General features: G+C 70.3%; 9 protein-coding genes. 1 reads left to right on the plus strand and 8 read right to left on the minus strand.

Features of this window, described 5'->3' with window-relative positions:
• Positions 1-149 precede the first annotated feature (149 nt).
• The 8 genes from rho to WC969_02210 all read right to left on the minus strand — a co-directional run bounded on the left by rho (position 150) and on the right by WC969_02210 (position 10,696).
• On the minus strand, positions 150-1,511 hold the full coding sequence (gene rho / locus WC969_02175; GenBank protein MFA6028641.1) for a transcription termination factor Rho: 1,362 nt from the start codon (positions 1,509-1,511) through the stop codon (positions 150-152).
• Complete coding sequence (coaE, locus tag WC969_02180; protein MFA6028642.1) at positions 1,508-2,119, minus strand: dephospho-CoA kinase; 612 nt, start codon at positions 2,117-2,119, stop codon at positions 1,508-1,510. The genes rho and coaE overlap by 4 nt, the downstream gene beginning before the upstream one ends.
• Positions 2,116-2,955: a rhomboid family intramembrane serine protease gene (locus WC969_02185; protein ID MFA6028643.1), complete on the minus strand. Its 840-nt coding sequence runs from the start codon at positions 2,953-2,955 to the stop codon at positions 2,116-2,118. The genes coaE and WC969_02185 overlap by 4 nt, the downstream gene beginning before the upstream one ends.
• On the minus strand, positions 2,952-5,567 hold the full coding sequence (gene polA, locus WC969_02190; protein ID MFA6028644.1) for a DNA polymerase I: 2,616 nt from the start codon (positions 5,565-5,567) through the stop codon (positions 2,952-2,954). Before polA ends, WC969_02185 begins: the two co-directional genes overlap by 4 nt.
• Before the next feature lie 22 nt (positions 5,568-5,589).
• Positions 5,590-6,129 (minus strand): TlpA disulfide reductase family protein, encoded by a 540-nt coding sequence (locus WC969_02195; protein ID MFA6028645.1) that lies wholly within the window; start codon positions 6,127-6,129, stop codon positions 5,590-5,592.
• Positions 6,119-6,442 carry a thioredoxin gene (gene trxA, locus WC969_02200; GenBank protein MFA6028646.1) on the minus strand — a complete coding sequence of 108 codons (324 nt, stop codon included), beginning with the start codon at positions 6,440-6,442 and terminating at the stop codon, positions 6,119-6,121. The genes WC969_02195 and trxA overlap by 11 nt, the downstream gene beginning before the upstream one ends.
• A gap of 113 nt (positions 6,443-6,555) precedes the next feature.
• Positions 6,556-6,948, minus strand: coding sequence for a response regulator (locus WC969_02205; GenBank protein MFA6028647.1), 393 nt, complete (start codon positions 6,946-6,948; stop codon positions 6,556-6,558).
• Between the two features lie 46 nt (positions 6,949-6,994).
• On the minus strand, positions 6,995-10,696 hold the full coding sequence (locus tag WC969_02210) for a S8 family serine peptidase (protein ID MFA6028648.1): 3,702 nt from the start codon (positions 10,694-10,696) through the stop codon (positions 6,995-6,997).
• A 226-nt stretch (positions 10,697-10,922) separates the two neighbouring features.
• Here WC969_02210 and WC969_02215 point away from each other — a divergent pair, with 226 nt between their 5' ends.
• Positions 10,923-12,635, plus strand: a complete 1,713-nt coding sequence (locus WC969_02215; protein ID MFA6028649.1) for a metallopeptidase TldD-related protein — start codon at positions 10,923-10,925, stop codon at positions 12,633-12,635.
• Positions 12,636-12,645: the final 10 nt, after the last annotated feature.

Here is a 12,645-nt window from a genome sequence, read left to right on the forward strand (position 1 = left end):
AAGAGGGTCTATCCCTCCCGGTTGACGCCCTCCTGCAAAGCTATACAAATCGGATCGCCCGCATGATCATCGCGACCGAGCGGGATCCGGACCCGGTGAAAAAAGGGCCGGGGCTCGCGCCCCGGCCCTTTCCGCTTCGGACGAACGACTTACATGCTCGACAATTCCATCGACTTCAGGAAGTCCTTGTTGGACTTCGTGGTCAGGAGCTTGTCGTGCAGGAGCTCCATCGCCTCCACCGAGTTCAGCGGGGCCAGGATCTTGCGCAGGATCCAGACCTTGTTGAGCTCGTCCTCGGAGAGCAGCAGCTCCTCCTTGCGGGTGCCGGAGCGGTTCATGTCGATCGAGGGGAACACGCGGCGGTCGGCGAGCTTGCGGTCGAGGACCACTTCCGAGTTGCCGGTGCCCTTGAACTCCTCGAAGATGACCTCGTCCATGCGCGAGCCGGTGTCGATGAGCGAGGTGGCGATGATGGTCAGCGAGCCGCCCTCCTCGATGCTGCGCGCGGCGCCCAGGAAGCGTTTGGGGCGCTGCAGCGAGGTCGCCTCGAGGCCGCCCGAGAGGACGCGGCCGGAGGACGGGGTCACCGTGTTGAAGGCGCGCGCCAAGCGCGTGATCGAGTCGAGCAGGATGACGACGTCCTTGCCCATCTCGACCTGGCGGCGGGCCTTCTCGATGACCATCTCGGCGACCTGCACGTGCCGGTCGGCGGGTTCGTCGAAGGTCGAGGCCACGACCTCGCCCTTGACCGAGCGCCGCATGTCGGTGACCTCCTCGGGGCGCTCGTCGATGAGCAGGACGATGAGGACGCACTCGGGGTGGTTGATCGCGACCGCGTTGGCGATCTTCTGCAGCATGATGGTCTTGCCGGCCTTCGGCGGAGAGACGATGAGCGCGCGCTGCCCCTTGCCGATGGGGCAGATGAGGTCGAGCAGGCGCGTGGTGAGCTCGCTCTTGGTCGTCTCGAGGTTGAAGCGCTTGTTCGGGTGCAGCGGCGTCAGGTTGTCGAAGACCATCCGGGACTGGAGGTCCTGGCCCGGCACGCCGTTGATGCTGGAGACCTGCAGCAGCGCGAAGAAGCGCTCCCCGTCCTTGGGGCCGCGCACGTAGCCGGCCACCGTGTCGCCCTTGCGCAGGCCGAACTTCTTGATCTGCGAGGGGGAGACGTAGATGTCGTCGGGACCCGGGAGGTAGTTGTAGTCGGGCGAGCGCAGGAAGCCGAAGCCGTCGGGCAGGACCTCGAGCACCCCTTCGTCGTAGATGGTGCCGTTGCGCTTGGCCTGGCCTTCGAGGAGCTTCACGATGAGCTCCTGCTTGCGCAGGCCCGAGATGCCTTCGAGCTTCATCTCCTCGCCGAGCTTGAGCAGGTCGGCGATGGTGCGCTTGCTGAGCGCCGAGACGTCGAGCTGCTTCGTGTTGTCCGCTGGCGCGGACGAGCCGCTCGTGGTCTTCTGGGCGGGGGCGGGGGTCGTCTCCATGGGGTCGGTCTCCTTCGGGTCTTTGTCTTTCATCGGGATCGCGCCATCAGGCGGAAGGCCTCGTGGCACTCCGCAACGGCGCTCCTCAGCGACGTGAGGCTTCCGGCGTTCTCCAGCACGACGTCCGAGAGCTTCTCCCGGCGCGCCTGCGGCCACTGGCTGCGCAGGCGTCGCAGCGCGTCGGCGCGCGTCATGCCGCGGCCGACGGCGCGCGCGAGCCGCACGCGCTCCGGCGCGGCGACGAGCACGGTCAGGTCGAAATCCTTCCCCAAACCCTTCTCGAAGAGCAGGGGAACGTCCACGACGGCCACCTCGGCGCGGCAGCGCGCGAGTCGCCGGCGCATCTCGGCGAGCAGGAGCGGGTGCGTCGAGCGTTCCAGCCGGGCGAGGAGACGGCGGTCGGCGAAGACGCGCCGCGCGAGGAGCGCCCGGTCGAGCGTCCCGTCCCCGGCGAGGACGCCGCGCCCGAAGGCGCGCAGGATGCTCCGATGAAGGGGGCCGCCCTTGCGCGAGAGCTCGTGCGCGAGCGCGTCGAGCGAGAGGGTCCAGGCGCCGCGGCACGCGAAGGCCGAGAGGGCCGCGCTCTTGCCCGCGGCGATGCCGCCGGTGAGTCCGACGCTCAGGGAGCGGCGGGCCTTCACGCGTCCCCTCCCGGCTTATGGCGGCGCAGGGTCGCGCGCTCGTCGTCGGTGAGCGCGGACTCGCCGTGCTCGAGGATCTTGTCGAGGATGCGGTCGACCTCGGCCATCTCCTCTTCCTGCGTGCGGACCATGAGCGGCGCCCGCCGCGGCTTGCGCGGCGCCGGCCGGGCGGCGCGCTCGACGGGCACGGGGCCCCGGGGCATGAGGTCCCCCACCAGCGCCTTGGCGCGGATCTTCATGATCCACCACCAGCGGATGTAGACGAAGCCGATGACCATGCCGGCCAGGTGCGCCAGGCGCGCGACCCCGGGGGTGAAGTCCGCGGCGCCGGCGAAGAACTCGACGAGGCCGAAGAGGATCGCCATGTGCTTGGCCTTCACCGGGAAGAAGCCGTAGAGGTAGACCACCGCCTCCGGGTAGAGCATGGCGAAGGCCACGAGCAGGCCGTAGATCGCCCCGGAGGCCCCGATGATCGGCACCAGCGAGTGCGGCGCGACGGCGATGTTCACGAGCCCGGCGCCGACGCCGCAGATGAAGTAGTAGCGCAGGAACTCGCGAGGCCCCCAGGCCGCCTCCACCGAGATGCCGAACATCCAGAGCGCGAGCAGGTTGAAGAGGAGGTGGACGAAGCCGCCGTGCAGGAAGAGGTAGGTGAAGGGCTGCCAGACCCAGCGCCCTTCGACGACCTTCGCGGGCACCAGCCCGAAAAGGCGGGTGAAATCCCCGCCCACGAGGAGGCCCAGGCCGTAGATGACCAGATTCGCGACGATGAGCGCCTTGAGCGTCGAGGACATCCGGCCGAAGTCCAGGGGCGCGTGCTCGAGACTCCTGCTCATGAGCGCTTCTCCATGTCCCGCCAGTCCGCGCCGGCCTTGAGGTCCACGAGCACGGGGATCTCGAGCCGCACGGCCCCCTCCATCTCCCCCTTCACCCAGCGGGCGAAGGGCTCGAGCGCGCCTTCGGGCAGCTCGAAGAGCAGCTCGTCGTGCACCTGCAGGAGCAGCCGCGCCTTCCCGCCCGCCTGCTTCGCGAGGCCCGCGTGGACGGCGATCATCGCGGCCTTGATGAGGTCGGCGGCGGTGCCCTGGATGGGGGTGTTCACGGCGGCGCGTTCCGTAAAGCTGCGCACGTTGAAGTTGCGTTCGTTGATCTGGGGCAGGCGTCGGACGCGGCCGAAGAGGGTGCGCACGGACTCCTCGCGGCGCGCCTCCTCGAGCGTCTTCTCGATCCAGGTCTTCACGCCCTTGTAGCGGGCGAAGTAGCGCTCGATGACGTCCTTGGCTTCGGCCATCGGGATGCCGAGTTCCCGCGAGAGGCCGTGCGGCGTCTGGCCGTAGATGATGCCGAAGTTGACGGCCTTGGCGCGGCGGCGCATCTCCCGGGTGACCTCGGCTTCCTTCACGCCGAAGACCTCGGCGGCGGTGCGCCGGTGGACGTCCTCCCCCCCGGAGAAAGCCGCGCGCAGCGCGGGGTCGCCGGAGAGATGGGCGAGCACGCGCAGCTCGATCTGCGAGTAGTCGGCCGAGAGCAGGACCCGGCCCTTCCCGGCGACGAAGGCGCGCCGGATCTTCTGACCCAGCGGCGTTCGCACGGGGATGTTCTGGAGGTTGGGGTCCTGACTCGAGAGCCTCCCCGTCGCGGTGCCGGTCTGTTCGAAGTGGGTGTGCACCCGGCGCGTGGAGGGACTGACCTTGGAGAGCAGGCCCTCGACGTAGGTGGACTGGAGCTTCGCGACCTCGCGGTAGGCGAGGATCTTCGCCGGTACGGGGTGCTCGGCGGCCAGCGCCTGCAGGGACTCCTCGTCGGTGGAGGCGGCGCCGCCCTTGGTCTTCTTGAAGGGCTTGAGGCCGAGCTTCCCGTAGAGCAGCTCCCCGATCTGCTTCGGGGAGTTGAGGTTGGTCTCGCAGCCCGCGAGCGCGTCGGTCTCCTTCTGCAGACCGGAAAGGACCTCCGCGAACTCCTCGCGCAGGCCCTGGAGGTACTCGACGTCGAGGGCGATGCCGGCGCGCTCCATGTCCGCGAGGATGGCGATGAGCGGAAGCTCGAGTCCCTCGTAGACCTTGAGCAGCCCCCCCGCCTCGAGGTCGGCGCGGAGCGCGGCGGCGAGCGCGGGAAGCGCGGCGGCGCGGGCTTCCGGAGAGGGCTTCTCCTCGAGCTGAGGCCCGGGGCGGGAGCCGAGCAGGGCGTGGAGGTCGAGGCGCTCGCGCCCGGGGTCGAGGCACCAGGCGGCGAGGCGGCAGTCGAAGACGGGGCCGGAAAGCTCGAGACCGGCCGAGGAAAGCAGGCGCCCGGCGTCCTTGAGGTCGTAGGCGCACTTGAGGGCCGCTCCGGAGAGCAGCTCCGCGAGCGCGGCGCGGTGGGTCCGGAGTTCGGCGGTCCCGAAGTGCGCGGCGCGTCCGTCGGGCAGGGCGAGGGCGAGCGTGCAGCCCCCCGCGTCGAGCAGGTCGCCTTCCGCGGCCGCGGCCTCGAGGCCGAAGACCTCGGCCTTCGCGGCGGCCTTCAGAAGCTCCTTCGCCGGGACGATCTTCAGCGCGGAGGGCGCGGGCTCCGCGCCCTTCGCCGGGACCGCGGGGACCGCGGCGCCGACGCCCAGCTCACGGCGCAGGCTGTGGAACTCGAAGCGCTCGAGCAGGCCGGAGAGCTCGGGACGCGGGCGAAAGTCGAGACGGCAGGAGGAAACCTCGAGAGGGACCGGCGCGTCGGCGTCGAGCGTGACGAGCTCGCGGCCGAAGCGGACCTTCTCCTCGTTCTCGCGCAGGGACGCCGCGGCCTTCGCCGGGATGGCGGGATCGCCCTTCTTCGCCGCCTCGATGACCGCGTCGAGCGAGCCGAAGCGGATCAAGAGCTTCACCGCGCCCACGGGACCGATGCCGGGCACGCCGGGGACGTTGTCGGAGGAGTCCCCCACGATGGCCAGATAGTCGACGATCCGCTCCGGCGGCACTCCGAACTTCTCGGAGACCCGTCCGGGGTCGTAGACGACGCCCTTGGCCTCGTTGAGCACCTTCACCGGGCCGCCCACGAGCTGGAGCGCGTCCTTGTCGCCGCTCACGACGACGACCTCGAGGCCGGCGGCGACGGCGCGGCGCGAGAGCGTGGCGATGATGTCGTCGGCCTCCCAGCCGGAGAGCTCGGCGCAGGGCAGGCCCATGGCGGCCGTGAGCTCGCGCGAGAGCTTGAGCTGGCTCTTGAGGTCGGGCTCGGTCGGCTTGCGCGTGGCCTTGTACTGCTCGAACTTCTTATGCCGGAAGGTCGGGCCGGGGGCGTCGAAGCAGACCGCGAAGTAGTCGGGCTTCTCCCGCCGGATGAGTCCGAGCAGGGTCTTCGCGAAGCCGAAGAGGGCGCCGACGGGCTCGCCCGCCGCGTTCTTGAGCGGGGGCATGGCGTGGTAGGCCCGGTGCAGGTAGGCGTGGGCGTCCACGAGGTAGATGCGGCCTTCGGTTCTCATCTGCGGGGATGCGGCGGAAAGTTCAGCGGGCTTCCTCTTTGAGCAGCGCGGCGACGGCTTCCTCCATCTCCCGGGCCGCGGACTCGTCGGTCCCGAGCCAGCGGCGCCGGATGCGGCCCTCGCGGTCGAGCAGCACCGCGGTCGGCAGGCCGCGCACCCCCCAGGGCGCGCGGGTCCGGTTCTCCGGGTCGAGCGCGATGGGGTAGTCCACCTTGAGCGCCTTCACGAACGCCCCCACCTCTCCGGGATAGGCGTCCATGCTCACGCCCAGCACCGTGAAGCCCTGCCCTTTCCTGCGCGCGTAAAGGGCCTGCAGCTCGGGCATGGATTCGCGGCAGGGCTCGCAGAAGGTGGCCCAGAAGTCCACGAGCGCCACCTTCCCGCGCAGGTCCTCGAGGCGGACCGTCCCGCCTCCGAGACCCTTGAGCTCGAACGCCGGGGCGGCCGGGGCTTCGGCCTTCGCCGGGGCCCTCTCGGGCGGCTCGACGGCCTCCGGCTTCCGGCAGGCGGCCGCGCTCAGCGCGAGGAGGGCGGCCGCGGCGACGATCCCTCTAGCCCGCAACCTGGTCCAGGATCTTCTTGATGTCGGCCTTCGAGTGCACGCCGACGAGTTGGTGCTCGACCTTCCCGTTCTTGAAGACGAGCAGGGTGGGGATGGCCGAGATGTTGAAGCGGCTGGCCGCGTTGGGATGGTCGTCGGTGTTGAGCTTCGCGACGCGCACCTTGCCCGCGAACTCCTTGGCGAGCTCGTCGATGATGGGCGAGAGCATCCGGCAGGGGCCGCACCAGGGGGCCCAGAAATCCACGAGGATGGGCTGGGGGTTCTTCAGGACTTCCTTCTCGAAACTATCGTCGGTCAGCTGGAGTTCGGCCATTTTAGAGGAGTCTCCTCGGCGGGACGGTATGGTGGTGTCTGGGGGCAGGGCTCGGCGTTTGCGGCAGTGAGCGCGGACGGTCAGCGTCGACGACGGAACGATATTAGCAGGGGTCAGCGCGTCCTGTCAAGAAGGTAGTCCATCTCGTCGAGGATCGTGTTCGGGTGCACCGGCTTGGAGAGATAGGCGTCGGCCCCGCAGAGGAGCCCTTCGGCGCGGTCGGCCGGCTCCGTGTATTTGGCCGAGAGCAGGACCACGGGGATCTTCTTCCAGCGCGGGGAGCGCTTGAGGAGGCGGCAGAACTCGAAGCCGTGCATGTCGGGAAGCAGGACGTCGAGGAGGATGGCCGAGGGGACGTGCCCCGCCTGCAGGTGCGTGAGAGCCTCGGAGCAGGAGGAGACGCCGTGGACCTCCGCGTCCTTGAGGGACATGGCGTCGGTCAGGGTCTCGAGGAAATGGCGGTCGTCGTCGACGAGAAGGATGGTGGTCTTGGTGGCGGTGGACATGGTTTCTATCCTGAGTTTAGCGTTTGCGCGCTTTCAGCGCATTGTCCTAGATCAATCCCCGCAGCTTGAGGCGCACGCGTCCGCCCAGGGAGGTCCGGTAGCGCAGGCCGGGGTGCTGCCGCTCGAGCTGGGCCGCGCGCGCGGCGCCGGAGAGGAGGTAGCCCGCGAGGACCGCGTCGGCGCCCGTGGGCGGCATGCCGAGCTCCTGCACGAGCGCAAGGTGCGCGCCGGCGCCCCCGATCTCCCCACGGATGCGCCGATATTCGTCGAGGACCTCGGCGGGCACGGCGGCGGCGGCGTCGAGGCGCGCCTGACGCGCGGCGGACAGCGTCGTCATCCCGAGCAGGAGCCGCGCGATGAGCTTGGGCGTGACCGGCTCGAGCGTCTTGGCGATCTCGGTGTAGGCGGCGAAGACGGAGTTGAAGCCCAGGCCGATGTCGTCGGGCTTCTGCCCGAGCGGGTTGACGAGCGTGCTCATGACCGCGTTGACGATGAGGTCGAGCTTCTCGCCGACCTCGGTGACGCCGAAGAACTGGGCGAGCATCGCGATGGTCCCGGCGATCTTGGGGGTGGACATCGAGGTGCCCGAGATGGCGCTGACCGGCCCGAAGACGGGGTCCACGCGCCCCGGCCGCTGGTTCGTGGGCCAGGCGCCCTCGGTGTTGGAGCCCTCCTCGGCGAGGTCGGGCCGCTGCGGCCAGTCCTTATACTTGGGGTCCCGCGAGGTGACGGGGCTGCCCTTGCCGCGCGAGGAGAAGTAGACGACCTTCCCGTCGCGGCCGGTGGCGGCCACCGCGAGGACGCGCGGGGCCCCGGTCTTGGGGTCGCGGTAGTAGGTGATGGCCGGCGCGCCGACCGTGTTCTTCCCCGAGCCCGCGTTGCCGGCCGCGAAGACCATGACATGGCCCTCCTCGGCGAGCTTCCTCACGAGCAGGGTGTCCGGCCCCTCGGGATCGCCCTCGTCGTCGCCCCAGGAGTTGGAGATGACGAGGGCGCCGTCGTTGCCGGCCACGGTGAGCGCCTTGAGGATGTCGTCGGTGGTCGCGCTGCCGCCCCGGAAGGCCTTGTAGTGCGTGATGTTCGTGGTCCAGGGGGCGAAGGCCCGAACCATCGAGGTGACCCAGGTGCCGTGCCCGTTGTCGTCGTTGTTCTCCTCGGAGGCCTCCGGCGACCAGCCCTCGGTCCCCTGCCCGCCCGTGGCGTTGATGTTGCGCACGCCCTTGAGCATCTTATGGCGGGTGTCGGTGCCCGTGTCGATGACGGCGATGCGCGGCTGCGGGAGGTCGGCGAGGCCGAAGCGGCTGAGGATGCTCATCGCGAGCTTGCCGAAGAAGCCCATCTCGATGGCCGGCGCGCCCCAGCTCGCGCGCGCGAGCGCGTGGACCTGGTCCATGGTCGAGAGCTTCAGCGTCTCGGGGATGGTGACGGCGCCGCGGGCCGCGGGCGAGCCCTCCTCGGGCCGGTTCGGCTCCTCGACCGGGGGATAGATGCGGCGGACCGCGTTGTCATAGACCTTGAAGCCCCGGCGCTCGAGCTCGGCGCGGAGCGCGGCGGAGGAGTCGGCGGGGACGCGGAGCGTGGCCGCGTTGATGCGGCGATAGGTCGCGATCGGGGTGGCGCCGTAGGAGGCGAGCGTCATCGCGTCGAGGCCCACGTTCTCGAGGTCGCCGACGATGGCGGCCTGGGCGGTGCGGTAGGCCTGCGTGTACCCGCGGGCGCCGAAGGCCGAGCCGCGCACGAAGCTCATGTGCAGGTCCTGGGTGAGCGCCCTGGGCGCGCCCTCGAAGCGGACGATGAGGTCCACGGGGACCGGCATCTCGGCGCCGGGCTCGGCGGGCGGCAGGACGTCGTCGTCGGAGCCGTGGGAGACGATGCGGCCGAGCAGGGCTCCGAGCGCGGCGAGTCCGGGCAGCAGCGACGAGGCCTCGATGAACGACGGGGAGCCGCCGGGCAGGAGCCCGCCGGCCAGGCCGTTGATGAGGGCGTAGAGGCCGTTGCCGAACGCGGAGAGGGCGGCGATGAAGCCGACCGCGTGCAGGACGCGGGTCGTCGCGCTCATCGAGCCGTCGGGCCCGCCGAAGACCCGGAGCGCGAAAGTCTCGCCGAAGGCCTTCTTGGCCAGCGCGCGGGCCACGTGGCCGCCGTCGAGCATCGCGGCGCCGAAGAAGGTGGTCGGCAGCATGTTGAAGACGCCGAGCATCACGTTGAACCAGACGCCGAGCGCGAGGGCGGGAAGCACCGCGACGGCGCCGACCGCGGAGAGCAGGGCGTAGGCGCCGCCGAAGCCCGCGGCGAGGAGGAAGTTGACCAGCGGCCCGGCCGCGGCGACGACCCCCATGTCGCGGACGGGGTCGGCGAAGCGTCCCGACTGCACCTGCACCGGGCGGGCGCCGCCGATGAGGAGCGGGACGCCGAGGAAATTCATGCTGAGGAGGATGCCGGCCACGGGGATGACGACGGTGAAGAGCGGGTCGATGTGGGTGAGGAGGTCCCGGAACCCGAAGCCGAGCCGGCCGGCCTGCCGGGCGCTCGAGTCGCCGAGGATGTCGGCGGCGAGGGCGTGCCCCATCTCATGGAGGACCAGGGAGGGTACGACGAGCCCGAGGTACACGGCGACCATCGTCATCGGAGTGAGCGCGGCCGCCGCCGAAGCGATGGCCGCCGCCCCACCGAGGAGGATGGGCGCCGCGTACCCGAACAGGCGTACGCGTGGAGCGCCTCCCCCGCCTCCCCCCCCTCGATTGTTGCCGGGGGGGACCGGGTCGACGGGGCGTCCGAAGAGCAGCCGGACGCCCTTGAGCACCGGGGTGAAGAGCCCGTCGTTGCCCGAGCGGTCGTTGTCCGAGCCGTCCCAGACCGAGTCGGGGTTGTCGTTGTTGTCGCGGCGGCTCGGGTTGCCCAGGTCGTCGATGTTGCGGCTCCCGTCGTAGCCGTCGTCCCTGCCCGGCTTCTCGACCGGCATGCTCTTGTCGTTCTTCGAAGAGCTCTTGGCGAAGTCGAGGGTGGCGAAGAGCCCGTCGTTGCCCGAGCGGTCGTTGTCCGAGCCGTCCCAGACGTCGTCGGGGCCGCCGCGATCGGTCCCGCGGCGCGGATTGCCGAGGTCGTCGAGGCCGTCGGTGCCGTCGGGGCCGTCGTCCCCGGCCGGCTCTTCGACCGGCATGCTCTTGCCGTTCTTGGAGCTCTTGGAGAAGACGGCCTTGAGCGCCGCGAAGGCCTTCGAGTCCTTCAAGAAGGACTTGAAGAGGCCGTCGTTGCCCGAGCGGTCGTTGTCCGAGCCGTCCGAGACCGAGTCGGGGCCGTCGTCGTTGTCCCGGCGGCTCGGGTTGCCGAGGTCGTCGGTGCCGTTCGTCGAGTCCGGGCCGTCGTCCTTCGCCGGCTTCTCGACCGGCATCCCCCCCTTCTGCGAGGAACCCTTCTTATATTCGGCGCGGACGGCGCCGGCGTCGTAGCGGACCCCGGTGAAGGCCGCCGCCGTCTTGCCGGGGATTACCGCGGTGCGCACGACCGGCGACGCGCCCGGCACGATCGTGGCCAGGGAGCCGCCGATGCCCGGCGTCAGCTGGAGCCCGCCCGAGACCTTCACGGTGGAGACGACGCCGACCGCGCCGGTCATGCCCGCGCCGGTCGGGACCGCGGAGACGCGTCCGGTGACGGTCTGGGCGAGGGCGCTGTAGGGGCCGAAGCCGGGGGAGAGGAGGAGGAGGGCCGCGGAGAGTCCGCCGGCGAGGATGCGCTTGGCTTTGTCCATGATTCAGTCTCCTGCGCAGACCCGCACGGAGTCTGCTGGCCTTATTATAGGGAGGCTTCGCGCAAAGCGTTCGGGTCGGAGGGCCCAAGGAGGGCGAAACATTCGACCCACCATGCGGCGGTCCTAGGGCCCCCCCGAGGGGGGTCCTTTGGAGCGGCTTGAGTTCCTGGGTCCTTTGCGCCTATCGACCGCGCTGGGTCGCGCGGAAATTAGCTATGCTCGGCACATGCTCTCCACCCTTCTGACGCTCCTCCTGCTCCTCCCCGCTCCGGCGTCCGCCGCCTCCTCGGGAGCGGCTCCGACGGGCCCCGACCCGATGATGCGGGCGGTCGAGACCGAGCTCGCGCGCGCCTTCAAGGGTCTGCAGAAGGCGGAGAAGGCCCCGCTCTACTACCTCGGCTACCAGGTGCGCGACGTCCGCACCCTCGACGTCACCGCCTACGTCGGAGCGCTGACCGGCGAGGCCGAGCACCACTACCGCAGCGTCGACGTGGACGTGCGCGTCGGGGACCGGAAGCTCGACAACACCCACCAGATCAAGGGCAAGGAGTCCTGGTCCGAAGGGCAGGGACAGCAGCACTTCACCGAGCTCAGCGTCGACGACGACGAAGCGGGCCTGCGGACCGACCTCTGGCTGCGCACCGAGGACGCCTACAAGGACGCCGTCCAGCGCTACACGAAGGTCGCCACCAACAAGGCCGTCACCGCCGAGGAGGAGGACAAGTCCGACGACTTCTCCCTCGAGCCCCCCGCGACCGGCTTCGCACTGGTCGCGGCCCCCGTCTTCGACCTCGAGCCCTGGCGGGGCCGCCTGCGCCGCCTGAGCGCGGCGATCAAGGCCTACCCCTTCGTCTTCGACTCCGGCGTCCGCCTCTCCCTGCGCACCGAGAACCGCTGGACGCTCACCAGCGAGGGGACCCGCGTCGCCGACGGCAACCGCTTCGTGCGCCTGAGCTACTCGCTCTCCAGCCGCACCGAGGACGGCATGGACCTCGAGCGCACGAAGAGCTACGACGGGGATTCCGTCGGCGACCTCCCCTCCGAGGACCTCATGCTCTCCGACCTGCGGCGCGCGGCCGACGAGCTCAAGGCCCTGCGCGGAGCCCCCCTCGTCGAGCCCTACACCGGCCCGGCCATCATCCGCGCCCGCGCCACGGGCGTCTACTTCCACGAGATCCTCGGCCACCGCCTCGAGGGCCACCGCCAGCGCATGGAGGACGAGGGACAGACCTTCACGAAGATGCTCGGCAAGGAGGTCGTCGCGCCCTTCCTCAGCGTCGTCGACGACCCCCTGCGCGAGCGCTTCGGCCGGACCTTCCTGCGCGGGTCCTACCGCTACGACGACGAAGGCGTCCCCGCCCGGCGCGTCTCCCTCATCGAGAACGGCGTCCTCAAGACCTTCCTCATGTCGCGCCTCCCCGTCAAAGGCTTCGATCACAGCAACGGCCACGGCCGACGCTCCCCCGGCTTCGGCGTCATCCCGCGCATGGGCAACCTCATCGTCACCGCCGCCGAGAAGGTGCCCTACCCGCGGCTGCGCGAGAAGCTCATCGAGGAGATCCGCCGCCAGAAGAAGCCCTACGGGCTCGTCTTCGAGGACATCTCCGGGGGCTTCACCGGGACCCAGCGCCAGGGGCCGCAGTCCTTCAAGGTCATGCCGCTCCTGGTCTACCGCGTCTACCCCGACGGCAGGCCCGACGAGGTCGTGCGCGGCGTGGACATCGTGGGCACGCCGCTGACCTCCTTCAGCAAGATCATCGCGGCGGCCGACGACGACGACGTCTTCAACGGGACCTGCGGCGCCGAATCCGGCTGGGTGCCTGTCTCGGCCGTCGCGCCGAGCGTGCTCGTCAGCGAGATCGAGGTGGAGAAGAAGGCGAAGTCCTCGGAGAAGCCGCCCGTCCTGCCGCCCCCCTACGCCGGCGGAGGCCAGCCATGAACGCGCGAAA

The sequence above is a fragment of the Elusimicrobiota bacterium genome (assembly GCA_041660925.1).
In the GTDB taxonomy this organism is placed as follows: domain Bacteria; phylum Elusimicrobiota; class Elusimicrobia; order UBA1565; family UBA1565; genus JBAZUV01.